Origin of the sequence: Muricoccus nepalensis (assembly GCF_006438825.1) — a bacterium.
In the GTDB taxonomy this organism is placed as follows: domain Bacteria; phylum Pseudomonadota; class Alphaproteobacteria; order Acetobacterales; family Acetobacteraceae; genus Roseomonas; species Roseomonas nepalensis.
On record NZ_RCZP01000002.1, the window covers coordinates 373788 to 397643 of the forward strand.

The following is a 23856-nucleotide window of genomic DNA, read 5'->3' on the forward strand; positions in this document are numbered from 1 at the left end:
GGTGACCGCCAGAACCCGGATGAAGGCGGGCCCGGATAGAGCCGGACCCGGATCGGCCGGGCGGGGCGCGGAGGAGTAGCGAGAGTGTTCGGTCAGCTCAGGGCCCCGCGCCGCGTCGTCGTCACCGGGATGGGCATCGCCTGCCCGCTCGGGCTCGGGGTGGAGCGCGTCTGGAAGCGCATGCTGGGCGGCGAGTCCGGCATCACCGCGATCCAGTCCTTCGACGTCTCGAACATCCCCGCCAAGATCGCCGGCATCGTGCCGAACGGCACGCGCGCCGATGGCGGGCTGGACCTGGCCGAGTGGATCCCGGTCAAGGACCAGAAGAAGATGGACCGCTTCATCCAGCTCGCCCTCGTGGCGGCGAGCGAGGCGGTGGAGGATTCCGGCTGGGTTCCCGAGAGCGAGGACGACCGCCACGCGACGGGCGTGATGATCGGCTCCGGCATCGGCGGCCTGCAGACGATCTACGAGGCCTCGGTGCAGATCGCGGCCGGCAAGCACCGGCGGCTCTCGCCCTTCTTCATCCCCTCCGCGCTGATCAACCTCGCCTCCGGGCACGTCTCGATCAAGTACGGGTTCAAGGGGCCGAACCACTCGGTGGTGACGGCCTGCGCGACCGGCGTGCACGCGCTGGGCGACGCCGCGCGGCTGATCGCGCTGGGCGACGCCGACGTGATGGTGGCCGGCGGCGCGGAAGCCGCGGTGAGCGAGCTCGGCATGGCGGGCTTCGCGGCCTCGCGCGCCCTGTCCACCGCCTTCAACGACACCCCCGCCGAGGCCTCCCGCCCCTGGGACAAGGACCGCGACGGCTTCGTCATGGGCGAGGGCGCGGGGGTGCTGGTGCTCGAGGAGTACGAGCACGCGAAGCGGCGCGGCGCGAAGGTCTACGGCGAGGTGATCGGCTACGGCATGTCCGGCGACGCCTACCACATCACCGCCCCCGCCGAGGGCCACGAGGGCGCCTTCCGGGCGATGACCGCCTGCCTGAAGTCGGCGGGCATCGGCACGGGTGACATCCAGTACATCAACGCGCACGGCACGAGCACGCCGCTCGGCGACGACCTCGAGCTGCAGGCGGTGGAGCGGCTCTTCGGGGAGGACGCCAAGGGCGTGGCCATGTCCTCCACCAAGTCGGCCATCGGGCACCTGCTGGGCGCGGCCGGGGCGGTGGAGGCAATCTTCTCGCTGCTCGCGATCCGCGACGACGTGGCGCCCCCGACGCTGAACCTGCACGAGCCCTCGCACCCCTCGGCGATCGACCGGGTGGCGAACGAGGCGCAGCCGCGCAGGATCGAGGTGGCGCTGTCCAACTCCTTCGGCTTCGGCGGCACGAACGCCTCCATCCTGTTCAAGGCCGCGGCCTGAGCCCCATGTGAGCGCTGGCCCGGGGGATGGTCCCCGGGGATGAGGGGGACCGCCCGCCGATGGGACGAGCGATCCGTTTCCTGCTGATCCTGGTGCTGCTGCTCGGCGCGGCCGCGGGCGGCGGCTTTCTCTACGCGCGCTCGGTCTACGAGCGGCCCGGGCCGCTGGCCGAGGCCGCGCCGGTCGTGGTGCCGCGCGGCGGCGCCGAGGCGATCGGCGTCGCCCTGGCCGAGCGCGGCGTGGTGGCCGACGGCCGCGCCTTCCTGGCGGCGGCCTGGGCCACGCGGGGCGAGGGGCCGCTGCGGGCCGGGGAGTTCCTCTTCCCGGCCGGGGCCTCGCTGGCCGATGTCCTCGGGGTCCTCCGCACCGCGCGCCCCGTGCCGCGCCGGCTGACCATTCCCGAGGGGCTGCTGGCCCGGCAGATCGTGGGGGTGATCGACCGCGCCGAGGGCCTGGTCGGCGAGACGCCGCCGATCGACGAGGGCGAGGTGCTGCCCGAGACCTACACCTACCAGTGGGGCGACACGCGCGCCGCCCTCGTCCGCCGGGCGACGGCCGCAATGGACGAGGCGCTGCGCGAGGCCTGGGCGAACCGGGCGCCGGACCTGCCCCTGGCCTCCGCCCGCGAGGCGCTGGTGCTGGCGAGCATCGTCGAGCGGGAGACGGGGCTGGCGGCGGAGCGGCCGCGCGTGGCCTCCGTCTTCCTCAACCGCATCCGCCAGGGCATCCCCCTGCAGTCCGACCCGACCGTGGCCTATGCCGCGGCGGACGGGGCGCCGCTGGACCGCGGGCTGACCCGGGCGGACCTCAACCGGGAGCACCCCTTCAACACCTACCGGAACCGTGGGCTGACGCCGGGACCGATCGCCTCGCCCGGGAAGGAGGCGCTGCGGGCGGTGACGCGGCCGGAGGCGACGGACTTCCTCTTCTTCGTGGCCGACGGCAGCGGCGGGCACGCCTTCGCGCGCACGCTGGAGGAGCACAACCGCAACGTCGCCCGCTGGCGCGAGGTGGAGCGCGCCCGGGCGGGCTCCGGCCCGGCGGCCCCCGCCGCGCCGGCGCCCGCGCGGTGAGGCCCCGGCCGGAAGGCCGCTCCCCCGCGGGCAGGCCGGGGCGCTGCGCCGCGCGGGGGGCGTGAGCGGGCTCGCGACGCTCCGGGGCTGGCCGCTCTGGTGGCGGCTGCTGGTGATCGCGGCGCTCTGGGGCACGGCCTTCCCGGTGATCCGCCAGGCGGCGCGCTCGATGCCGCCCTTCGCCTTCTCCTTCAGCCGCGGCGTGGTGGGCTGCATCGCCATGGTCGGCTTCGCCCTCTGGAGCGGGGCCTTCCGCGGGCTGGGGCCGGGCTTCGTGCGGCACGGGCTGGTGCTGGGGACGACGAACGGCTGGCTCGCGAACTGCCTGACGGCGATCGCGCTGCTCTCGCTCGGCGCGGCCTCGGCGGCACTGATCCAGTCCACCACCCCGCTCTTCGTGGCGCTGCTCGCCTTCGGCTTTCTGCCGGCGGAGCGGCCGGGGCCGCGCACCCTCGCGGGCATGGCGCTCGGCTTCGTGGGACTGGGCGTGGTGCTCGGTCCGGCGGCGCTGGCGGGCGGCGAGGCCGGGCTGGCGGGGCTCGCCATGCTGCTGGTCGCCTTCTCCTACGCCCTGGGCACGGTCTATGTGCGGCGGGTGCGGCCGGGGGCGCCGGTGGTGCTGTCGGTGGGGCAGCAGGTGGTGGGGGCGGTGGTCGCCGGCGGGCTCAGCCTGGCCTTCGACCCCGCGGGGAGCTTCGACCAGCCCTGGCCGGTCTGGGGGGCCGTGCTCTGGGTGGGGCTCGTCGCCTCGGCGCTGCCGCTGACCCTGTTCCTGACCCTGCTGCAACGGGCGCGGGCGACGGACGGGGCGATGACGAGCTACCTGCAGCCGGGCTTTGCGGCCGTCTTCGCGGCGATGCTCCTGGGGGAGTGGCCGGAATGGCGGGTGCTGGCCGGGGGCGCGGTGATCCTGGCCGGGGTCTGGCTCGCGACGAGCGGGGAGCGGGACGGGCGGGGCTGAGGGCCGTCCGCCCCGCCCGGCGAGGGCGAGGCCTCGTCCCCCGCGCTCAGGCGGCGACCACCTCGGCCCCGCGCGGCGCGCGGCAGCGCATGAGCGGCTGGATGCGCTCGCCGTACTCCACGATGCCGCGCTGGAAGTCGTCGAAGGTGAGCAGGACCCCGGCGAGGCCGGGCACCTCCGACAACTCGTCGAGCATGCGCGCGACCGAGGCGTGGGAGCCGACGAGGGTGCCCATGTTGAGGTTGATGGCGCCCTCGGGCAGGGCGTACTGCCGCGCGTTGGTGTCGCTGCCGGACTTCGTGTCGGCGGAGGCCTGCTGGGCCATCCAGCCGATGGCCTCGAGGTCGGCGCCGTCGCGGTAGTGCTCCCACTTCGCCATGGCGGCCTCGTCGGTCTCGTCGGCGATGATCATGAAGAGGGCCAGCGCGCCGACCTCGCGCCCGGCCTCGGCCGCGGCGGCCCCGACGCGGGCGACCATGGGGGCGAGGGCCCGGGGCGTGTTGATGCCCTGGCCGAGGAGGAAGTTGTAGTCGGCGTGGCGGGCCATGAAGCCGAGCCCGGCCTGGCTCTGGCCGGCGCAGACGATCTTGATGCCGTTCTCCGGCATGGGGAGGAGGCGGCAGTCGTCCATCTGGAAGTACTCGCCCTTGAGATCGGAGCGGCCGGTGGTCCAGAGGTCGCGCAGGATTTGCGCGTATTCGGAGAGGTGGTCGTAGCGGCGGGCGAAGTGCTCGTCGCCGGGCCAGAGGCCCATCTGCGCGTATTCCGGGCGCTGCCAGCCTGTGATGAGGTTCACGCCGAAGCGGCCGGGGGCGATGGAATCGATGGTGACGGCCATGCGCGCCATGATCGCGGGCGGCAGGACGAGCGAGGCCGCGGTCGCAAAAAGTTTGATGCGGCTGGTGACGGCGGCGAGCCCGGCCATGAGGGTGAAGGATTCAAGGTTGTAGTCCCAGAACCCGGTCTTCCCGCCGAAGCCGCGGAGCTTGATCATGGAGAGCAGGAAGTCGAGGCCGTAGTGCTCGGCCTTTTGGGCGATCTCCTTGTTCAGCTCGAAACTTGGCTTGTACTGCGGCGCGTTGGACGAGATCAGCCAGCCATTGTTGCCGATGGGGATGAAGACGCCGACTTCCATGGTGCTGTTCCTTCTCGCTGGCCTCTCCCCATGCCGGGGCCGGGAGCGTCCTGGGCCAAGTGGAGCAAGTCCCGTTCCATCATGGACCGGAACCCCGCGGGAAAGCGCGCCGGCGCGAGGAGCGGGCCTTTTGATGCGGCCGTCGCCTCCCCATACAGGTGGACGGATTACAGAAAGGACATGTTTCCGCCGTGGAAGCCGAACTCGTCGTCGCCTTGTTGGCCCTCATCGGGATGGAGGTGATCCTCGGGATCGACAACCTCGTCTTCATCGCCATCCTCACGAACCGCCTGCCCGAGGAGCGCCGACGGTCGGCGCGACTGATCGGGCTCGGGCTCGCGGTGATCATGCGGCTCGGCATGCTGGCGGGGGTGGGCTGGCTCATCTCGCTGACGCGGCCGATCTTCGGCGTCTGGGGGATGGAGTTCTCCGGCAAGGACCTGATTCTGATTGCGGGCGGCCTGTTCCTCATCGGCAAGGCGGTGATGGAGATTCACCACCGCGTCGACCCCGCCTCCCAAGCGGAGGCCAAGGCGGCCAACCAGGTGACGGCCGGCTTCGGCGCCACGGTGTTCCAGATCATCCTCATCGACATGGTCTTCAGCGTGGACAGCATCCTGGCGGCCGTCGGGCTGACCACGGTGATGTGGGTGATCGTCGTCGCGATCCTCGTCTCGGTGACGGTGATGCTGCTGTCGATGGACGCCCTGTCGAACTTCATGGAGAAGAACCCGACGGTGGTGATGCTGGCCCTCGCCTTCCTGGTCATGATCGGGATGGTGCTGCTGGGCGAGGGCTTCGGCTTCCACGTGCCCAAGGGGTTCGTCTACGTCGCCATGGCCTTCGCGGCGGGCGTGGAGGGGCTGAACATCTGGGCGCGGCGCGGGGCGGAGCGGAAGCACGCCGCCGAGGCGCCGGCCGCCGGCGCCGCCATCCCCGTGGCGCCCGTCACCCCGCTGAATCAGCCTTCGACGGAAGCCGGCTGAGCCAGGCCGGCGGCAGCGCGCCCATCAGGCGCGCTGCCGCGTAGACCGGCCAGGGAAAGGCCACCCTGGCCCGGCCGCGCGCGATGCCCGCGAGGGCGCGGCGCGCGGCCTCGTCGGCCTCCAGGATCATCGGCATGGGGAACCGGTTCGGCGCCGTCATGGGCGTGCGGATGAAGCCCGGGCAAACGGCGTGGACGCGCAGGTCCTCCCGGCGGGAGGTGGCGTCGGTCGCCTCGGCCCAGCGCTGCAGGGCGGCCTTGGAGGCCGCGTAGGCGGGGGCGCCGGGCGAGGCGACGAAGGCCGCGATTGAGGCGATGGCGGCGACGCGGCCGCGGACGCCGTCCGGGCCGCGCGGCTGGCCCCGCATGAGGTCGAGCGCGGGGAGAACCGTGTTGAGGGCGCCCGTGAGGTTCACCGCGAAAATGCGGGCGACCTGGTCCGCGGATTCGCTCGCGCCGCCCGTGCCGGCGGAGGTGCCGGCGTTGGCGAGGAGGAGGTCGAGGCCGCCGCTGCCCTTGACCCAGGCGCGGGCGGCCGCGGGGTCGGTCACGTCGAAGGCGGTCTCCGTGACCGCCGCGCCCCGGCCGCGGCAGGCGGCGGCGGTCGCGGCCAGGCGCGCGGTGTCGCGGCCGGCGAGGTGGAGGGTGCGGCCGGGGGCGGCGAGCGCGAGGGCGAGCGCGGCGCCGAGGCCCGAGGAGGCGCCGGTGACGGCCACGCGGGGCCAGGCCGCGCGGGTGGGACGGTTGCCGCCTTGCATCGTGCCGTCTCCCGCCGCAGAAGGCCGCGCATGTCCATCCGATCCATGACCGGCTTCGCGCGCGCCACCGGCACCCTGCCGGACGGCACCCCCTTCGCCTGGGAGCTTCGCAGCGTCAACGGCCGGGGGCTCGACGTGCGGCTGCGGCTGCCGGGGGGGCTGGACGCGCTGGAGGCGCCCCTGCGGGAGGCCGCGGCGGGCCGATTCGCGCGGGGCAACATCAGCGCGAGCCTGACCGTGAAGCGCGAGGACCGGGCGCCGCGGCTGGTGCTGGACCAGGCGGCGCTGGAGCGGGCGATAGCCCTGGTGCGGGAGCTGGCGGAGCGGATGCCGGGGGCGGCCGCGCCGCGGCCCGAGGCGGTGCTGGCCCTGCCGGGCGTGCTGCGGACCGAGGTCGAGGTGCCCGACGAGGCCGCCGAGGCGGCGCGGCGGGCGGCGGTCTCGCAGGGTTTCTCGGAGGCGCTGGAGGGGTTGTTCTCGGCCCGGGCCGGGGAGGGCGCGCGGCTGGCCGCCATCCTGGCGACGCTGCTCGACGAGATCGAGGCGCTCTGCGGGCGGGCGGTCGCGGAGGCGGCGGGGCAGCCGGCGGCGCACCGCGCGCGGCTGTCGGGCGTGCTGGCGGAGCTGCTGGAGGGCGAGCGCCGGGTGCCGGAGGACCGGCTGGCGGCGGAGGTCGCGCTGCTCGCCGCGCGCTCGGACGTGCGGGAGGAGCTGGACCGGCTGGGGGCGCATGTGGCGGCGGCCCGGGCGCTGCTCGCGGACCCCGCGCCGATCGGGCGCAAGCTCGAGTTCCTGACGCAGGAGTTCGGGCGGGAGGCGAACACGCTCGGCGCGAAGTCGGGCAGCCTGGCGCTGACGCGGATCTCGCTCGACCTGAAGGCGGCCATCGAGCGGTTGCGCGAGCAGGCGGCGAACGTCGAATGAGCGGCGCGGCGATGAAGCGGCGGGGGCTCTGCCTCGTGCTGGTGGCGCCCTCGGGCGCGGGGAAGACGAGCGTGTCGCGGGCGCTGCTTGGGCGGGAGCCGGAACTGTCGCTCTCGGTCTCGGCCACGACGCGGGCGGCGCGGCCGGGCGAGCTGGAGGGGGTGCACTACCACTTCCGGACCGTCGAGGAGTTCGAGGCGATGGAGGCGGCGGGCCTCCTGCTCGAGAGCGCGCATGTCTACGGCCGCCGCTACGGCACGCCGCGCGAGCCCGTGGAGCGCGCCCTGGCCGAGGGGCGGGACGTGCTGTTCGACGTCGACTGGCAGGGGCACCTGCTGCTGCGCGCCGCCATGCCGGAGGACGTGGTGGGGGTCTTCCTGCTGCCGCCCTCGATCGGGGAGCTGGAGCGGCGGCTGCGGGCGCGCGGCCAGGACAGCGAGGAGGAGATCGTCCGGCGCATGGGCAAGGCGCGCGACGACGCCTCGCACTGGCGGGAGTTCGACCACGTGCTGGTGAACAGCGTGTTCGAGGAGACGGTGGAGACGGTGGCGGCCATCCTGCATGCGGCGCGGACGGCGCGGGCGCGCAACCCCTGGCTCGGGGATTTCGTGGCGGGGATGGGGTAGTGCTCGGGGTCCTCGGCCTCGTCGCGCCGGTCTTCCTGCTCATCGCGCTCGGCTACGGCGCGGCGCTGCGGCGGATGGTGGCGGACGAGGCGCTGCGGGGGCTCAACGACTTCGCCTACTGGCTCTGCGCGCCGGCGCTGCTCTTCCTCTCCGCGGCCTCGGGCGGCGGGCTCGCGGCCCATGGCGGGCGGCTGGAGATGGCCTTCTTCGCGGGGGCGCTCGGCATCTACGCGGCGGCGCTCGCCTTCTCGCGGCTGGCGGCGGGGCGGGGCCTCGCGGAATCCGGGCTCTTCGCCCTCAACTGCGCCTTCGGCAACACGCTGATGATGGGCGTGCCGGTGGTGCTGGCCGCCTTCGGGCCCGCCGGGATCGGGCCGGCGACCGCGATCATCGCGCTCTACTCGCTCATCTTCATGCCGCTGACGACCATCGTGGCGGAGATGGGGCTGGCGGAGGGGGCCTCGCCGATGCGGGTGGCGCGGACCACCATCCGCTCGGTGGCGCGCAACCCGATCGTGGTGTCGGTGGTGCTGGGGAACCTCTGGGCGCTGGTGCTGCCGCCGCCGCCCCTACCCCTCGCGCGGTTCCTCGCGATCCTGGGGGCGGGGACGAGCCCGCTGCTGCTGTTCTGCCTCGGCGCCTCCCTGCGGGACTTCCGGCTCCGGCGGGACTGGGTGGACGCGGTGGTGATCAACGCGCTCAAGCTCGTGGCCATGCCGCTGCTGGTCTACGGGGCCGGGCGGCTTGTGGGACTCGGGCCGCTGGAGCTCGCCGTGGCCGTGACCATGGCGGCGATGCCGACGGGGGCGAACGCCTTCCTCATGTCGCGGCGCTACGCGGTCGGGATGGAGCGATCCGGCGCCGCGGTGCTGCTGGGCACCATGGCCTCCGTCGCGACGCTGACCGGGGTGCTCGGCTGGTTCGCGGGGGCGGCGCCCTGAGCGGCCGCCCCGTGCCCGTGATCAGTGCAGGCGCAACTCGCCTTCGGCATAGGTGAACTCGGCCGGGCGCCAGAGGGCGGCGGAGGCGACGCGGACGGAGTAGAGGGCCCCCTCGATCTCGCGGCGCCAGAACTCGAGGAAGCCGTGCAGCTCGGGGAAGGTCGGGGCGTGGTCGACCTTCTGCCAGACGAAGGTCTGGAGGACCGCGGGGTGGTCGGGCATCCGGTACAGGATTTCCGCGGTCGTGAGGCGCCAGTCGGGGATGCGGACGACGCGCTCGATGCCGTTCAGAAGCATGTCCCTGTTCCTCTCAACGAGGCGGCGGGGTGCCGCCCCGGGCCCATGGTGCCATGCAACATCAACCGCGGAACACAATAAATGTTTCATATCAATGCTTTGGCACTCTAGGCCTGAGAGTGCTGCCGGGCTTGACGCGAGGGGGGGTGATCCCCTAGATCGCTGGCACTCACCGGGTGCAAGTGCTAACGGCCCCTCGGGGCACGGTTCGGCACCCGGCCGGGTTCATCCAGATAAAGGCTCAGGAGAGGACCGCATGACCAAGTTCCGTCCCCTGCACGACCGCGTTCTCGTTCGCCGCGTCACGGCCGAAGAGAAGAGCGCTGGCGGCATCATCATTCCCGACACCGCCAAGGAGAAGCCCCAGGAGGGCGAGGTCGTGTCGGTTGGCGCCGGCGCGCGCAACGAGGCCGGCCAGGTCGTGGCGCTCGAGGTGAAGGCCGGTGACCGGATCCTGTTCGGCAAGTGGTCCGGGACCGAGGTGAAGCTCGATGGCGAGGAGCTCCTGATCATGAAGGAGTCCGACATCATGGGCATCGTCGAGTCGACCGGCGCCACCACCGCCAAGGCCGCCTGAGCAGCAACGAGAAGCAGGAGAAACAAGTATGGCAGCCAAGGACGTCAAGTTCGGCACCAACGCCCGCGAGCGCATGCTGCGCGGCGTGGACATCCTCGCCGATGCCGTGAAGGTCACGCTGGGCCCGAAGGGCCGGAACGTCGTGCTCGACAAGAGCTTCGGCGCGCCGCGGATCACCAAGGACGGCGTGACCGTCGCCAAGGAGATCGAGCTGGCCGACAAGTTCGAGAACATGGGCGCCCAGATGGTGCGCGAAGTGGCCTCGAAGCAGAACGACCTCGCCGGTGACGGCACCACCACCGCGACCGTGCTGGCCCAGGCCATCATCCGCGAGGGTGCGAAGGCGGTCGCCGCCGGCCTCAACCCGATGGACCTCAAGCGCGGCGTCGACAAGGCGGTCGCGGTGATCGTCGCGGACCTGCAGGCCAAGACCCGCAAGATCACGACCTCGGCCGAGGTGGCGCAGGTCGGCTCGCTCTCCGCCAACGGCGAGACCGAGATCGGCCAGATGATCGCCGAGGCGATGGAGAAGGTCGGCAACGAGGGTGTCATCACCGTCGAGGAAGCCAAGTCCATCCAGACCGAGCTCGACGTGGTCGAGGGCATGCAGTTCGACCGCGGCTACGTCTCCCCGTACTTCATCACGAACGCGGAGAAGATGATCGCCGAGCTCGAGAACCCGTACATCCTGATCCACGAGAAGAAGCTCTCCCAGCTGCAGCCGATGCTGCCGCTGCTGGAAGCCGTCGTGCAGTCCGGGCGTCCGCTGGTGATCGTGGCCGAGGACATCGAGGGCGAGGCCCTGGCCACGCTCGTGGTGAACAAGCTGCGCGGCGGCCTGAAGATCGCGGCCGTGAAGGCCCCGGGCTTCGGCGATCGCCGCAAGGCGATGCTCGAGGACATCGCCATCCTGACCGGCGGTGAGGTGATCTCCGAGGACCTCGGCATCAAGCTCGAGAGCGTGACGCTGAACCAGCTCGGCCGTGCGAAGAACATTCGCATCGAGAAGGAGAACACCACGATCATCGACGGCGCCGGCGAGAAGTCCGCCATCGAGGGCCGCGTGGAGCAGATCAAGGCGCAGATCGAGGAGACCACCTCGGACTACGACCGCGAGAAGCTGCAGGAGCGTCTCGCGAAGCTGGCCGGTGGCGTCGCCGTCATCCGCGTCGGCGGTTCGTCCGAGGTCGAGGTGAAGGAGCGCAAGGATCGCGTCGACGACGCGCTGCACGCGACCCGCGCCGCGGTTGAGGAAGGCATCGTTCCCGGCGGTGGCGTGGCGCTGCTGCGCGCCAGCCTGAAGCTGGCCGACCTCAAGGGCCTGAACAACGACGAGCAGGTCGGGATCGAGATCGTTCGGCGCGCCATCGCGGTGCCGCTGAAGCAGATCGCCGAGAACGCCGGCAAGGACGGCGCGGTCATCGCCGGCGAGGTGCTCCGTTCGGACACCTACGAGTACGGCTATGACGCCCAGATGGACGAGTACAAGAACCTCGTCGAGGCCGGCATCATCGACCCGACCAAGGTCGTGCGCACGGCCCTGCAGGACGCCGCGTCGGTGGCCTCGCTGCTGATCACCACCGAGGCGATGGTGGCCGAGCGGCCGGCGAAGGCCTCCGCTCCGGCCGGTGGCCCCGGCGGCGGCATGGGCGGCATGGGCGACATGGACTTCTGATCGGCTCTCGCCAGCCCGGTTCGCCGGGCTGGCGGGGATCAGCGGAACAGGGAAGGGGGCGGTCCGGGAACGGGCCGCCCCCTTCTTCATGCGACGTCTCCGCTTCCGGTGCGACGCTCCGGAAATTTTTATCTAGTGCTCGCTGAAAAGATTGCCGTGCGCACAGCCGGTGGCATAGGCTTTGTGCATGTCCGCTACCCAAGGTTGCGAAGGGCCCGAGAGGTCCTTTCGCGAAACCGCATCGACTGATGAGCTAGGCACCGGCCCCTCCCTGTGGGATGGGCTGCGGGGTGTCTGGCTGCTGGCGGGGTGGGGCGAGCGCGGCGAGAAGGGGACGGCGGCCAGGGCCACAGGCCGGTTACCCGGTCCTTCCGCGATGGGGTCGCTGGACACGGGCGAGGGCGGCGGGCTCTCGCAGGCCTGAGGCGGTGCGCTCTTGCCGCGTGCTGGCCCGGCTTCGTATCTCTCGCGCCAGGACGGGGCGGGAGGCGGGCTATGCCGACGGGAACGGTGGTTTGGTATCAACCCCACAAGGGCTACGGCTTCATCCGGCCCGATGACGGGGGGCCGGATGTTATGGTCCACGCCTCCGTCGTCGAGGCGGCGGGCCGGCGGGAGCTGCGCAAGGGCGAGGACATCGCCTACGAGGTCGAGCAACGGCCGAAGAAGCCGGCGCCGTCGGTGACGCGGCTCCTTCCGGGCTAGCCGGGCCGGCTACTCCTCCCAGACGCGCAGGGCGGAGACCTTGCGCAGGACGCCCTTCGCGCGCTCGGCCTGGTCGGCGGTCGTGGCGGCGACGGTCACGACGGCCGCGGCCTTCTCGGTGTCCGGCTTCACGTCGACGTTCGTGGCGGCCGAGACGCCCTCGCTCGCGGCCCCGGCGCCGAGGCCCGCGATGGCGGCGGCGGCAATGGCCGGAAGGGCCGCGCCACCGGTCGCCACGACCGCGCCGGCGGCGGCCATGCCCGCGCCCGTGGCGGCCATGCTGGAGCCCATGGTGCGGAGGTTGCGGTGCTCGTCCTCCTGGACCTGGTGGTCCATCTCGTCCGGCGCGTGCGGCGGCTCGAGGGAGACCTCGCCGGTGCGGATGGAGACGAGCTCCTGCGGGATGGCTTCGGCGTTGAGGAACTGGAGGGCGTTCTCGGCGGCCTCGCGCGTCGCGAAGCTGGCGACCACCTTCGGGTGGGTGGACTGGCTGGTCGTCTCGGGCATGTCGTGCTCCCTTCGGGATGTCATCCCAGGGAACGCGGCGGCGGCGGGGATGTTGCCGCCAGCCCCGCTCTTCGGTCGCCCGCTCCGATGATGGTCAGATGACCTGGTAGCGGGCCTTGGCCGCGCGCTCGATCGCGCCGGCGATGAGGCGGTCGATGTCGAGGGTGATGCGGAAGTCCTGGAGGAAGCGGAGCTCCTCCTGCGAGGCGTCGCCGTCGGCGGCCGCGATCTCGCAGGCCAGAAGGTAGGCGGTCTCGCGGAGGCGGGGCGGGAGGGCGTCGCGGATCATCTCGGCGGCGCGGTCCAGCCCGTCCGACTTGTCGAGCAGGTTGAGGACGATCTCGGTGACCGTGTCGATCTCGGTCGGGTGGAAGTCGCCGAAGACGGGCAGCTCGCGCACGAGGCGCGACATGGTCGCGAGCTCGGCGTCCGTCATGCCGCGGTCGGAAACGCCCATGAGGACCATGGCGCAGACGAGGGCTTCCTGCGCGGAGAAGCGGGTGGGGAGGGCCGGCTCGGCGTTCATCATGTTCGTGTCCATCGTGGCGCAGGGTTCGCGCGGCGGGGCGGGCGCGTCAATCATTCCCGGTGCCGCCGGGGCGCCCGCCATCCGGGAAGTGATCCGCCCGGTGGTCGCCGAGGAAGGCGCGCGTCTCCCGCACGGCGTCGGCGAGGCCCATCCGGCGGGGCACGACGCCCTCGGGCAGCCCGGCGAGCAGGCGGCTCGGGGCGCGGGCGTCGAGCAGCACGAAGACGCCGCGGTCATCGGCGCGGCGGATCAGGCGGCCGAAGGCCTGGCGCAGGCGGTGGCGGGCGATGGCGTCGTCGTAGGACTTGGGCCGCCCGCCCGAGAGATGCGTGCGGCGCTCCCGGTGGAGGATGGTGGGACGGGGCCAGGGGATGCGGTCGAAGACGAGCAGGCGCAGCGAGCGGCCGGGCACGTCGACGCCGTCCCGCAGCGCGTCGGTCCCGAGAAGGCAGGAATCCTCCTCGGCGCGGAAGACGTCGACGAGGGTCGCGTTGTCCATGGCGTCGACGTGCTGGGCGTAGAGCGGCAGCCCGGCGGCCTCGAGGCCCGGCGCCATGCGGGCATGGGCGTCGCGGAGGCGCCGGATGGCGGTGAAGAGGCCGAGCGCGCCGCCGCCCGAGGCCCGGAAGAGCTTCTCCATGGCCATGGCGGCCTGGGGCCCCTCGCGCGCGACGTCGGTGACCACGATGGCGAGCGTCTGGCTCGGGTAGTCGAAGGGGGAGGGGACGGCCGCGCGGATGGCGGGGGAGGGGAGGTGGTTCGCGCCGGTGCGGGCCTCGGCCTCCTCCCAGGCGGCCTCGCCGTCGGGCTCGCCGCTATCGCGGAGGGTGGCGGAGGTGACGAGGAGCCCGTGGGAGGGGGCGGCGACGGCGGCGGCGAAGGGCTCGGTGGGGTCGAGGAAGTGGCGGTGCAGGGCGGCGTCGATCACGCGCCCCTCGCGGCGGGTGAGGGCGAGCCAGTCGACATGGGCGGGCCGGGTGCCGGGCTCCGGCGGGCGGGCGGCGAGGGCCTTGAGCATGGCGCGCCAGGCGCCGAGGGGGCGGAGGCCGCGGCGGTCCACCGCGCGGCGGGCGGTGTCGAGGCGGATGCGGTCGCCGGTCTCGAGCTCGGCCTCGGGGTCCTCCAGCAGGCCGGTGAGGCGGCCGTGCAGGGCGCGCAGCGGGGTCTCGATGCGCGAGAGCGCGTCCTCGAGGGCGGCGCCGGTCTCGGCCAGGCCGGGGTTGAGGGGGTGGAGGTCGCACTCGGCGTCGTAGCCGGCATCGGCCTCGGGCGAGCGCGCGAGGACCTGGGTGATGACGGTGCGGAGGAAGGCCTCGGCGGGGTTGGTGACGGCGGGGATGCCGGGGCGGGCGTCCTCCTCCTCGTAGGGGCCGCGCTCCTCGGGCTCGCCGAGACGCGAGCCCCAGCCGGGACCGGGAAGGGCGCCGGCGTGACGGAGGGCTTCCTCCACCAGGGGGAGGAGGGCGGGGTGGTCCGTCGTGGTCTCCTCCAGCCGGCGGCGGAGCCCCCGGGCGCGGCCGCGGGAGCCTTCGGCGCCGAGCAGCCAGCGGCGGAGCTCGGCCATCTCGCCGCCGCTGATCTCGGCGGAGAAGGCGCTGTCGGCGGCGTCGAAGAGGTGGTGCCCCTCGTCGAAGACGTAGCGCAGCGCCGGCCGGTCCTCGCCGCCGCCGAGCGCGGCCTGGATCATGACGAGGGCGTGGTTGGCGATGACGAGCCGGGCGGTGCGGGCGCGGCGGATGGAGTGCTCGACGAAGCAGCGGCGCCAGTGGGGGCAGGCGGAGTGGATGCACTCGCCGCGGCGGTCGGTGAGGCCCGCGACGTGGCCCCAGGGGAAGAGCTCCGCGATCCAGCCCGGGAAGTCGCCGCCCTGCATGTCGCCGTCGCGCGTCGCGAAGGCCCAGCGGGAGACGAGGGAGAGGGCGAGGAGGCGGGACGGCATGGCGCCGCTCACCGCTTCCTCGTGGTTGAGGAGGCAGAGGTAGTTCTCGCGGCCCTTGCGGATGACGACGTGGCGGCGGCGCTCCTCGGGGTCGGGGTAGAGGCGGAAGAGCTCTTGGTCGATCTGGCGCTGGAGGTTCCTCGTGTAGGTGCTGATCCAGACGGGGGCGCCGTTGCGCTCGGCCCAGAGGGAGGCGGGCGCGATGTAGCCGAGCGTCTTGCCGGTGCCGGTGCCGGCCTCCGCGAGGACGAGGGCGGGCTGGCCCTCCACCTCGCGCGGGGCGAAGGCGAGGGCGGCCGCGGAGGCGTAGTCGGCCTGGGCGGGGCGGGTCTCGGCGCCCTCGCCGAGGATCTCGGCGAGGCGCTTGCGGGCCTCGAGCGGGGCGACGGGGTTGGAGCCGGGCGGGGGCGGGGTGGCCGTCTCCTCCCAGTCCGGCAGGCGGCGCCAGACCTTCAGCGGGTCGGCGGAGGGGCGGGCCTCGGGCTGGCCGAGGGCGGCGAGGACGCTGGCGGCCCAGGGCCAGTCGGCGGCCTCGCGCAGGCGGGCGGCGAGCATGCCGGCGTCGCGGTTCAGGGGCGCGTGGCGGGTGGAGGCGAGGCGGCGGAGAAGGTTCGTCGCGATCTCCGGCAGGAGGATGGCGGCTGCCTCTTCGTCCTTCGGGGGCTCCATATCCAGCGCCAGGGCCAGGCCGCGGGGGGTGGGGGCGGCGGGCTGGGCGGGAAGGACGAAGGCGAAGAGCTCGAGGAGGTCGAAGGCGACGGGGAAGGGGGCGAGGCCCAGGCGGCGCGCGGTGGCGGGGGCGTGGACGAGGAGGGGCGGGGGCAGCTCGGGCAGGCGGCGGGCGAGGTCGTGCGCGGACAGGGCCTCGATCTCGCCCTCGGGCGTCAGGAGGGTGGCGCGGCGGATGCCGGCGACCAGCGCGGGCGCTTCCGGCAGGAGAAGGCGGGGCGTGGCCGCGGCGGGGGGCATCGGGGGGTCTATACCCGCTTTGTTCGCGCAGGCGAGTCCGCGGGACCCTTTCCTTGAGTTTTCAGACGGGGCCGGGCTGGGGCATATTGGCCGGCATGTCCCGGGGGCGCCCCCTCCCCCGGGCGAGCAGAGCAGGAATCAGAGCGTGAACCATATCTCGCCGGCCCCCGCCGGTACGAAGCTGAAGCCGGGCGTCGTGACGGGCGCCGACTACCTCACCCTGCTGGAGGCCTGCCGCGCGGGCGGCTACGCGCTGCCGGCGGTGAACGTGGTGGGCACGAACAGCATCAACGCGGTGCTGGAATCCGCCTCGAAGAACAAGGCGGACGTGATCATCCAGCTCTCCAACGGCGGCGCGCGCTTCTTCGGCGGCGAGGGCTGCCCGGACGCCGAGGCGGCGCGGGTGCTGGGTGCGGTCTCGGCCGCGCAGCACGTCCACACCCTGGCCAAGGCCTATGGCGTCTGCGTGGTGCTGCACACCGACCACGCCGACCGCTCGCTGCTGCCCTGGGTGAACGCGCTGATCGACCACGGCGAGGAGCACATGAAGCGGACGGGGCAGCCGCTGTTCTCGTCGCACATGATCGACCTCTCGGCCGAGCCGCTGGAGACGAACATCGCGGAATGCGCGGCGGTGCTGAAGCGCATGGCGCCGCTCGGCATGAGCCTCGAGATCGAGCTCGGCGTGACCGGCGGCGAGGAGGACGGGATCGGGCACGACATCGAGGAGAGCGCCGACAACGCGCATCTCTACACCCAGCCCGAGGACGTGCTGCGCGCCTGGGAGGTGCTGTCGCCGATCGGGCACGTGACGATGGCCGCCTCCTTCGGGAACGTGCACGGGGTCTACGCGCCGGGCAACGTGAAGCTGCGGCCGGAGATCCTCAAGGCGTCGCAGGAGGCGGTGGCCGGCAAGTTCGGCGGCGGCGACAAGCCGATGAGCCTCGTCTTCCACGGCGGCTCGGGCTCGGAGAAGGACAAGATCACGGAGGCCGTGTCCTACGGCGTGTTCAAGATGAACATCGACACGGACACGCAGTTCGCCTTCGCGGAGCCGGTGGGCGCCTATGTGCAGGCGAACCCCGTGGCCTTCACGCACCAGATCGACCCGTCCAACGGCAAGCCGACAAAGAAGCTGTACGACCCGCGCAAGTGGCTGCGGGCGGCGGAGAAGGGGGTCGCGAAGCGGCTGGACGAGGCCTTCGCCGACCTCGGCTCGGCCGGGCGCAGCCTGGCGGGCTGATCGCCGGCGGGCGGGGACCCAGTTCCCGCCCTTCCAGCCGCCGCGAAAACGAGAAGGGGCGGGAGGGCCGAAGCCTTCCCGCCCCTTTCTGCTAGTGGCGCGGCGGGGTCAGGCCGCGAGGCGGACCGGCAGGGCCTCGGCGATCTGCACCGCGTTGAGGGCGGCGCCCTTGAGGAGCTGGTCGCCGCAGACGAAGAGGTCGAGGCCGCGGTCCCCGAAGACGGGGTTGGCGCGGACGCGGCCGGCCTCGACGTCGTACTGGCCGCTGGCGGTCAGCGGCATGGGGTAGAGGGCGTTCTCCACGTCGTCGACGAGCTTCACGCCGGGGGCGGCGGCGAGGATGCGGCGGGCGGCCTCGGCGGTGACGGGGCGCTCGGTCTCGATCGTCACGGCCTCGGCGTGGGCGCGCATGGTCGGCACGCGGACGGCGGTGCAGGAGATCAGGAGGTCCGGCAGGCCCATGATCTTCCGGGTCTCCCAGGTGACCTTCATCTCCTCCCGCGTGTAGCCGTTGGGCTGGAAGCTATCGATGTGCGGGATGAGGTTCATGGGGAGCGGGTGGCGGAAGAACTTGTTCGTCGCCTGACCGCCTTGCGCGAGGACCTCGCGCAGCCCGTCCTCGAGCTCCTGCATGCCCTCGGCCCCCGCGCCGGAGGCGGCCTGGTAGGTGGAGACGATGACGCGCTTCAGGCCGAAGGCCTCGTGCAGCGGGGCGAGGGCGACGGCGAGGATGGCGGTGGTACAGTTGGGGTTGGCGATCAGGCGGGCGTTGCCGGCCGCGGCCGCGTTCACCTCGGGCACCACGAGGGGGACGTCGTCCTCCAGGCGGAAGGCGGAGGAGTTGTCGACCACCACGGCGCCGGCCTCGACGAGCTGGCGGGCGTGGGCCTTGGACCAGTCGCCGGAAACGGCAAGGAGGGCGAGGTCCAGGCGGGGCGGGGTGGCGGGGTCGTAGACCTCGATCCGCTTGTCGCCGAAGGGGGTGGGAACGCGGGTGCCGGCGCTGCGGGTGGAGGCGAAGAGGCGCAGCTCGGTCACCGGGAAGCCCCGGTCGCCCAGGACCTGCACCAGTTCCTTGCCGACGGCGCCCGTGGCGCCGAAAACCCCAACGCGCATGACCTGCGTTCCTTGCGAGGCGTTGTCGGGGCGCCCGGATGGGCCCGCCCGGCCAGAGTGGCAGGGTGGCTTATACAGGCGCGCGCGCGGGATGCGAGGCGCGCGTTGCGGGGAGCAGGGATGCCCGGTTGTTGAAGGGGCGCGTTGACCGGGCGGGGTGGCGGGGGCAATTGGGGGCGGCCATGGAACGTCCCCCCGCCGATCCCTCCCTTCGTGATACCCGCGCCTGGCCCTTCGAGGAGGCGGCGAAGGTGGCCGGCCGGGCCTCGGTCGCGGCCAAGGGGGCGGCCCTGTTCGAGACGGGCTACGGCCCTTCCGGCCTGCCGCATATCGGCACCTTCGGGGAGGTGGCGCGGACCACCTGGGTGCGGCGAGCCTTCGAGCGGCTGACGGGGCTGCCCTCCCGGCTGCTGGCCTTCTCCGACGACATGGACGCGCTGCGGAAGGTGCCGGACAACGCGCCGCAGCCGGAGATGCTCAGGGCGCATCTCGGGCGGCCGCTGACGCGCATCCCGGACCCCTACGGCACGCACGAGAGCTACGGCGCGCACAACAACGCGCGGCTGCGGGCCTTCCTCGACGAGTTCGGCTTCGAGTACGAGTTCGTCTCCTCGACCGACTATTACGGCTCCGGCCGGTTCGACGCGGCCCTGCGCCGGATGCTCGCGGTGCACGAGGAGGTCCGGGCGGTCATCCTGCCGACCCTCGGCCCCGACCGGCGGGCGACCTACTCGCCCTTCCTGCCGATCCACCCGCGGACCGGCATCGTCATGCAGGTGCCGATGGAGGAGGTGCGGGCGGAGGCCGGGACGGTCGTGTGGCGCGACCCGGAGACGGGGGAGCGCTTCGAGACGCCCGTGACCGGCGGCCACGTGAAGGCGCAGTGGAAGGCGGACTGGGCGCTGCGCTGGTTCGCGCTCGGCGTGGACTACGAGATGTCGGGCAAGGACCTGATCGACAGCGTGCGCCTGTCCTCGGCCATCTGCCGGGTGCTCGGGGGGGAGCCGCCGGTGGGCTTCACCTACGAGCTGTTCCTCGACGCCGAGGGGCACAAGATCAGCAAGAGCAAGGGCAACGGGCTGACCATCGACGAGTGGCTGCGCTACGGCCCGCCCGAGAGCCTGTCCCTGTTCATGTACCAGCAGCCCGGGCGGGCGAAGCGGCTGCACTTCGACGTCATCCCGCGGGCGACGGACGAGTACCTGGGGCAGGTGGAGAAGCTGCGGGCGGCCGCGGACCCGGCGAACCCGGCCTGGCACATCCACGAAGGCGCGCTGCCGAACGGGGCCGGCAGCCCGATCACCTTCACGCTGCTGCTGAACCTCGCCGTGGCCGCCAACGCCGAGACGCCGGAGATGCTCTGGGGCTACCTGCGGCGGCACGCCCCGGACGCGACGCCGGAGGCCTCCCCGATGCTGGCGGTGCTGGTGGAGCGGGCCTCCGCCTACTACCGGGACGTGGTGAAGCCGACGAAGCGCTTCCGGGCGGCGACGGAGGCGGAGCGGGAGGCGCTGCTGCACCTGGCGGCCCTGCTCCGGGAGAACCAGGGGCGGATCGAGGCGCTTCCGGTGGCGGAGCGGCCCGCGGCCATCCAGGACCTCGTCTACGACGCGGGGCGGCGGGAGCCCTTCCTGCAGCCGGGCAAGGACCCCGCGCGGCCGGGCGTGTCGCGGGCCTGGTTCGCGGCGATCTACCAGGTGCTGCTCGGGCAGGAGGAGGGGCCGCGCTTCGGCGGCTTCGTCGCGCTCTACGGCATTCCCGAGACGGTGGCGCTGATCGAGGGAGCGCTCGGGGCCGCGGCCCCGAAGCAGGCCCAGGGCGCCGGCGCCGCATGAGCTGGGCGCTGATCCGCAAGCACGGGCCGACCGTCTTCGGGCTGATCCTGCTGGTGGGGGCGCTCTACGTCGTGCAGCGGGAGTTCCGCAGCCTGTCGGTGGCGGATGTGGGGCGGGCGCTGGAGGCGACCTCGCAGCGGCAGCTCTGGATCGCCGGCGGCTGGACGGTGCTCGCCTACGCGGTGCTGACGATCTACGACCGGCTCGGCTCGGTCTACGCGGGAAAGCCCATCTCCTACCTGCGGACCTCGCTGGCCTCCTTCTGCGCCTACACGCTGGCGCACAACCTCGGCTTCGCCGCGGTGTCCGGGGCGGCGGTGCGCTACCGCTTCTACGCGGCCTGGGGGCTGACCTCGGTCGAGATCGCGAAGGTCATCGCCTTCACCTCGCTCACCTTCGGGCTCGGCGGCTTCGCGCTCGGCGGGCTGGTGCTGGTGCTGGAGCCCTCCGTGCTCCCCTGGGTGGGCGAGGCGTCGGGCGAGGTGGTGCCGTCCTGGGTCGCGCAGGTGGTGGGGGTCGCGATGTGGGGGATCGTCGGCACCTACCTCGTGCTGTCGCGCCGCTTCCCGCACTTCAAGGCCTTCGGGCACCAGATCGATCTGCCGGGCTTCCGCATGGCGCTGGCGCAGGTCGCGCTGGCGAGCGTCGACGTCGCGGTCACGGCGGCGATCTTCTACTGGCTGCTGCCCGAGGCGCCCGGGCTGACCTTCTGGAAGTTCCTCGGCATCTACATCGCGGCCTACACCGCGGGGCTGGCCGCGAGCGTGCCGGGCGGGCTCGGGGTCTTCGACGGCTTCATCCTGCTGAGCCTCGAGCCCTACCTGCCCTCCGCCCAGGTCGTGGGGGCGGTGCTGCTGTTCCGGCTCTTCTACTACGTCGTGCCGCTCTTCCTGGCGGGCGGCCTCTTCGCGGCCTTCGAGCTCGGGCAGCGCCGGCCCGCGATGGGGCGGCTGCAGGTGGAGACGCGCGTGACCGGGGCGCTGGAGGTGCCGGTCCTCGCCGGGCTCACCGGCCTGGGCGGGGTCGTGCTCATCTTCGTCGGCGCCCTGCCGGCGCGTGGGTCGGACATCGCGCACTGGGGCGGGGAGTGGGCGGCGCTGGCGAGCCAGTTCGCGGCCTCGGTGGTGGGGTCGCTGCTGCTGGTGGTGTCCTACGGGATGCTGCGGCGGCTGCGCCTGGCTTGGTGGGCCGGGCTGTTCCTGCTGGCCAATGGGGTGGCCATCCTCGCGATCCGGGGCGACCCCTGGTGGGTGGCGGCGGCCTATCTCGGGACGGGGTTGTTCCTGGCGGCCATGGGGGGCGCCTTTTACCGCGACGCGCGGCTGACCGGGGAGCCGCTGACGGCGTCGCGCGTCTTCTCGCTCGCGGCCGGGGTGATCTGCGGGCTGACGCTGGCCACCGTCGCTTATCACGGGCGGGTCTCCGAGGCGGCCTGGTGGGAGGTGGTGCTGCTGTCGGGCATGCCGGCGCCGCTTCGCTTCGGGGTGGGCCTCTCGGCCCTGCTGCTGCTCTTCGCGGCCTTCCGGCTGCTGCGCCCGGCGCGGATCCACGCCGAGGACTACGACGAATCGGCCCAGGCGCGGCTGGCGGCCCTGGGCGCGCGGGTGCCGCACCACGCGGACGGGGTGGTCTTCGCCGATGGCGGGCGGGCGGGCTTCGCCTTCCGGCGGCTGGAGGGGATCTGGGTGGCCGAGGGCGACCCCGCGGGCGCGCCGGACGCCCGGATCAGCGCGATCTGGCGCTTCCGGGACCTTTGCGACGCCGCCGGGGTCGCCCCGGCCTTCGCGGGGGTGGGGCAGGGGATGCAGCGGGCCTACGAGGCCGCCGGCATGGCCTCCGTGACGCTGCCGGACGGGCGGTCGATGGCGCTGTCGGGCGACCAGGACCCGCAGAAGGTGCTGCGGCTGCTGGCGGCGGGCGGGGCCGGGGACTAGGCCGGGCGACGCCGTTCCCGGCCGCCGGTCAGGCGGCCGCGCCGTCGCTCAGGGCACCCAGGGCGGGAAGCGGTGCAGCCCGTCGCGGCCGAGCGGGAGAGGGACCGCGCCGCGCACGGCCGCGAGCGGGAGGGTGCCGTAGAGATGCGGGAAGAGGCCGGGCCGCTTGCCGCCAGCGGCCGGCTCCCAGCGCAGCGCGGCCCCGAGCGCCGCGGCCTCCGCGCTGACGAGCCAGAGGTCGGGCTCGCCCGCGCGGTGCTTCGCCGCGCTGGCGCGGAGCTGGGCTGCCGTGGAGAAGTGCAGGAAGCCGTCGCGCCGGTCGTCGGCGCTGCCGGCATAGGCGCCCGCCTGCTGGGCCGCGTGCCAGTCGGCCCCGCGCAGGACGGTGTGGATCAGGGGTTCCATGCCCCCGCTTCTAGCGCGTCAGGCCGCGGCCACCAGGGCCGGGGCGGCGGGCCGCGCCGGGGGATACCCGGTCTCCAGGCGATAGAAGGTCAGGCCGCCGATCTCGGCCGAGGCCTCGCGCGCCACGGCCCAGCCCGGGAGGCGGTCGGACGGGTGCCAGTGGGTGGCGCCGCCGGTCGGGTCCACCAGGGCGCCGGAGAGGGCGCGGGACGCGATCCGGCGGCACACCGCCAGCGCCGGGTCAGCCGGCGGCGGGGCGGCCAGCCGGGCGTGGCCGGGGTGGCGCGGGTTGCAGGCCGGGAACAGGAAGGGGTCCCGGCAGGCGGCCGCCATCTCCTTCGGGCCGGGCTCGGGCAGCCGCGCGTGGCCGCCGCGGGCGAAGGGCGCCGCGCCGGGAACGCGGGGCGGCCGCGGCTGGGCGGCGCGCGCCCGGTTCGCGGCGAGGGAGGCGAGCGCCTCGATGGCGCGCACCGGGAGGGTCCCCGCCTCGGCGTAGAGCGTGCGGGCGAGGGTCTCGGCGACGGCGTCGGCGGTCGTGGCGGGGGAGGGCATGGTCAGCGATCCTCGGCGAGCACGCGCACCTGCGCGGCCGTGCTGTGGGCGGTGCGGGTGGCCTCGTCGAGCTTCTGCTCGATCCGGACCAGGTGGGAGGTCAGGCGCCCGTCGACGTCCCGGATGAGGGAGAGCGGGACGTAGGTGCGCGCGACCTCGAGCTTGAAGGCGCTGAGCTCCTCGCGCGTGCGCTCGATCGCCCCGAGATGGGCGTTGTGCGACGGGGCGGGCGGCGCGGGCGGCGCGGAAAGGGGCGGCTCGGCGGCGTCCCGGTCGGGCGGCTGCGGGAGGCTGCGCCGGAGCTGGTGGAGCATCCAGGCGAGCAGGGCGATGAAGGGCGTGTCGACCGCCGCGGCGATCCACTGCGAATCGGTGGCAAGGGACGGCATGGGTCCTCCTTCGGGGGATCCGGCGGGATGGGGTTGATCCCGGGTGGGGACGCCCCGACTTACCGGGACGCCATGGGGGATGCTTTGAGACGAGGATGTGGAACGAACCGTATCTCGAGACCTGCTGCCGGTCCGCGCTGCACCGCCTGTTCCTGACGCGGGGCGGGACGCGCCCGGCCGGGCTGCCGGACGATGCCTGCCTTCGCCGGCTCGGCGGGATGGGCCTGGCGGAGGAGGTCTCGCCGGGGCGCTTTGCCATGACCGAGGCGGGCGCCGCCCGGCACGCGAGCGAGGTGCTGCGGCGGCCGAGATCGGCGGCCTAGAACGCAAAAGGCCCGCCTTTCGGCGGGCCCTTGGGATCGCGGCTGGTGGCCGGGGTCAGCGTCGCGGCAGGGACGCCGTCCAGGGCAGGG

24 protein-coding genes are annotated in these 23856 nt (G+C 73.4%); 14 read left to right on the forward strand and 10 right to left on the reverse strand.

Going from position 1 to position 23856, the window contains the following annotated elements; genetic code table 11:
* Positions 1–84: 84 nt before the first annotated feature.
* The 3 genes from fabF (at position 85) to EAH89_RS04025 (ending at position 3402) form a co-directional block, all read left to right on the forward strand.
* Positions 85–1368, forward strand: a complete 1284-nt coding sequence (gene fabF, locus EAH89_RS04015) for a beta-ketoacyl-ACP synthase II (RefSeq protein ID WP_140881465.1) — start codon at positions 85–87, stop codon at positions 1366–1368.
* A 59-nt stretch (positions 1369–1427) separates the two neighbouring features.
* Entirely contained in the window at positions 1428–2441 is a 1014-nt protein-coding gene (mltG, locus tag EAH89_RS04020) for an endolytic transglycosylase MltG (protein ID WP_140881466.1), read from the forward strand.
* A 61-nt stretch (positions 2442–2502) separates the two neighbouring features.
* Positions 2503–3402 carry a DMT family transporter gene (locus EAH89_RS04025; protein ID WP_161993470.1) on the forward strand — a complete coding sequence of 300 codons (900 nt, stop codon included), beginning with the start codon at positions 2503–2505 and terminating at the stop codon, positions 3400–3402.
* Between the two features lie 46 nt (positions 3403–3448).
* Here the strand turns inward: EAH89_RS04025 and rutA are convergent, their stop codons facing one another.
* Positions 3449–4537, reverse strand: coding sequence for a pyrimidine utilization protein A (gene rutA, locus EAH89_RS04030; protein WP_140881468.1), 1089 nt, complete (start codon positions 4535–4537; stop codon positions 3449–3451).
* 191 nt (positions 4538–4728) lie between these two features.
* On the opposite strand from rutA, the gene EAH89_RS04035 reads away from it, so the two are divergent.
* The gene (locus EAH89_RS04035; RefSeq protein WP_241666850.1) at positions 4729–5523 is read left to right on the forward strand and encodes a TerC family protein; all 795 of its coding nucleotides are present in this window, start codon (positions 4729–4731) and stop codon (positions 5521–5523) included.
* On the opposite strand, the gene EAH89_RS04040 is transcribed toward EAH89_RS04035, so the two are convergent.
* Complete coding sequence (locus EAH89_RS04040) at positions 5486–6280, reverse strand: SDR family NAD(P)-dependent oxidoreductase (RefSeq protein WP_140881469.1); 795 nt, start codon at positions 6278–6280, stop codon at positions 5486–5488. The genes EAH89_RS04035 and EAH89_RS04040 overlap by 38 nt on opposite strands.
* Before the next feature lie 30 nt (positions 6281–6310).
* Here EAH89_RS04040 and EAH89_RS04045 point away from each other — a divergent pair, with 30 nt between their 5' ends.
* Genes EAH89_RS04045 through EAH89_RS04055 form a run of 3 tightly spaced genes read left to right on the forward strand, consistent with a single transcriptional unit; the run spans position 6311 to position 8771 of the window.
* The gene (locus EAH89_RS04045; protein WP_140881470.1) at positions 6311–7204 is read left to right on the forward strand and encodes a YicC/YloC family endoribonuclease; all 894 of its coding nucleotides are present in this window, start codon (positions 6311–6313) and stop codon (positions 7202–7204) included.
* A complete protein-coding gene (gene gmk, locus EAH89_RS04050) occupies positions 7201–7830 on the forward strand; it encodes a guanylate kinase (protein WP_140881471.1) in 630 nt (209 codons plus the stop codon). Before EAH89_RS04045 ends, gmk begins: the two co-directional genes overlap by 4 nt.
* Positions 7830–8771 (forward strand): AEC family transporter, encoded by a 942-nt coding sequence (locus EAH89_RS04055; RefSeq protein ID WP_140881472.1) that lies wholly within the window; start codon positions 7830–7832, stop codon positions 8769–8771. The genes gmk and EAH89_RS04055 overlap by 1 nt, the downstream gene beginning before the upstream one ends.
* A 21-nt stretch (positions 8772–8792) precedes the next feature.
* On the opposite strand, the gene EAH89_RS04060 is transcribed toward EAH89_RS04055, so the two are convergent.
* Positions 8793–9068 (reverse strand): usg protein, encoded by a 276-nt coding sequence (locus EAH89_RS04060; RefSeq protein WP_140881473.1) that lies wholly within the window; start codon positions 9066–9068, stop codon positions 8793–8795.
* A 256-nt stretch (positions 9069–9324) separates the two neighbouring features.
* On the opposite strand from EAH89_RS04060, the gene groES reads away from it, so the two are divergent.
* From groES to EAH89_RS04075, 3 genes are all read left to right on the forward strand, one after another.
* Complete coding sequence (gene groES, locus EAH89_RS04065; RefSeq protein ID WP_140881474.1) at positions 9325–9645, forward strand: co-chaperone GroES; 321 nt, start codon at positions 9325–9327, stop codon at positions 9643–9645.
* Positions 9646–9673: 28 nt separating this feature from the next.
* Entirely contained in the window at positions 9674–11320 is a 1647-nt protein-coding gene (gene groL, locus EAH89_RS04070; RefSeq protein ID WP_140881475.1) for a chaperonin GroEL, read from the forward strand.
* A 495-nt stretch (positions 11321–11815) separates the two neighbouring features.
* Complete coding sequence (locus EAH89_RS04075) at positions 11816–12025, forward strand: cold-shock protein (protein ID WP_140881476.1); 210 nt, start codon at positions 11816–11818, stop codon at positions 12023–12025.
* A 9-nt stretch (positions 12026–12034) separates the two neighbouring features.
* On the opposite strand, the gene EAH89_RS04080 is transcribed toward EAH89_RS04075, so the two are convergent.
* From EAH89_RS04080 to EAH89_RS04090, 3 genes are all read right to left on the reverse strand, one after another.
* Positions 12035–12532: a hypothetical protein gene (locus EAH89_RS04080; RefSeq protein ID WP_140881477.1), complete on the reverse strand. Its 498-nt coding sequence runs from the start codon at positions 12530–12532 to the stop codon at positions 12035–12037.
* 94 nt (positions 12533–12626) lie between these two features.
* Positions 12627–13115, reverse strand: coding sequence for a tellurite resistance TerB family protein (locus EAH89_RS04085; RefSeq protein WP_338325518.1), 489 nt, complete (start codon positions 13113–13115; stop codon positions 12627–12629).
* Positions 13108–15969: an ATP-dependent DNA helicase gene (locus tag EAH89_RS04090; protein WP_140881478.1), complete on the reverse strand. Its 2862-nt coding sequence runs from the start codon at positions 15967–15969 to the stop codon at positions 13108–13110. The genes EAH89_RS04085 and EAH89_RS04090 overlap by 8 nt, the downstream gene beginning before the upstream one ends.
* Before the next feature lie 145 nt (positions 15970–16114).
* On the opposite strand from EAH89_RS04090, the gene fbaA reads away from it, so the two are divergent.
* A complete protein-coding gene (gene fbaA / locus EAH89_RS04095) occupies positions 16115–17212 on the forward strand; it encodes a class II fructose-bisphosphate aldolase (protein WP_140881479.1) in 1098 nt (365 codons plus the stop codon).
* Positions 17213–17320: 108 nt separating this feature from the next.
* Here the strand turns inward: fbaA and EAH89_RS04100 are convergent, their stop codons facing one another.
* Entirely contained in the window at positions 17321–18328 is a 1008-nt protein-coding gene (locus EAH89_RS04100; RefSeq protein ID WP_140881480.1) for an aspartate-semialdehyde dehydrogenase, read from the reverse strand.
* A 182-nt stretch (positions 18329–18510) separates the two neighbouring features.
* On the opposite strand from EAH89_RS04100, the gene EAH89_RS04105 reads away from it, so the two are divergent.
* Both EAH89_RS04105 and EAH89_RS04110 read left to right on the forward strand, forming a co-directional pair.
* Positions 18511–20163 carry a lysine--tRNA ligase gene (locus tag EAH89_RS04105; protein WP_140881481.1) on the forward strand — a complete coding sequence of 551 codons (1653 nt, stop codon included), beginning with the start codon at positions 18511–18513 and terminating at the stop codon, positions 20161–20163.
* Entirely contained in the window at positions 20160–22097 is a 1938-nt protein-coding gene (locus EAH89_RS04110; RefSeq protein ID WP_140881482.1) for a phosphatidylglycerol lysyltransferase domain-containing protein, read from the forward strand. Before EAH89_RS04105 ends, EAH89_RS04110 begins: the two co-directional genes overlap by 4 nt.
* A 48-nt stretch (positions 22098–22145) precedes the next feature.
* Here EAH89_RS04110 and EAH89_RS04115 read toward each other — a convergent pair whose 3' ends face one another.
* The 3 genes from EAH89_RS04115 to EAH89_RS04125 are packed head-to-tail and all read right to left on the reverse strand — an operon-like array spanning position 22146 to position 23443.
* On the reverse strand, positions 22146–22502 hold the full coding sequence (locus EAH89_RS04115) for a DUF952 domain-containing protein (RefSeq protein WP_140881483.1): 357 nt from the start codon (positions 22500–22502) through the stop codon (positions 22146–22148).
* A gap of 18 nt (positions 22503–22520) precedes the next feature.
* Positions 22521–23054 carry a cell wall hydrolase gene (locus EAH89_RS04120; RefSeq protein WP_140881484.1) on the reverse strand — a complete coding sequence of 178 codons (534 nt, stop codon included), beginning with the start codon at positions 23052–23054 and terminating at the stop codon, positions 22521–22523.
* 2 nt (positions 23055–23056) lie between these two features.
* Positions 23057–23443 carry a hypothetical protein gene (locus EAH89_RS04125; RefSeq protein ID WP_140881485.1) on the reverse strand — a complete coding sequence of 129 codons (387 nt, stop codon included), beginning with the start codon at positions 23441–23443 and terminating at the stop codon, positions 23057–23059.
* Between the two features lie 95 nt (positions 23444–23538).
* Here EAH89_RS04125 and EAH89_RS04130 point away from each other — a divergent pair, with 95 nt between their 5' ends.
* Positions 23539–23766 carry a hypothetical protein gene (locus EAH89_RS04130; protein ID WP_140881486.1) on the forward strand — a complete coding sequence of 76 codons (228 nt, stop codon included), beginning with the start codon at positions 23539–23541 and terminating at the stop codon, positions 23764–23766.
* Positions 23767–23856: the final 90 nt, after the last annotated feature.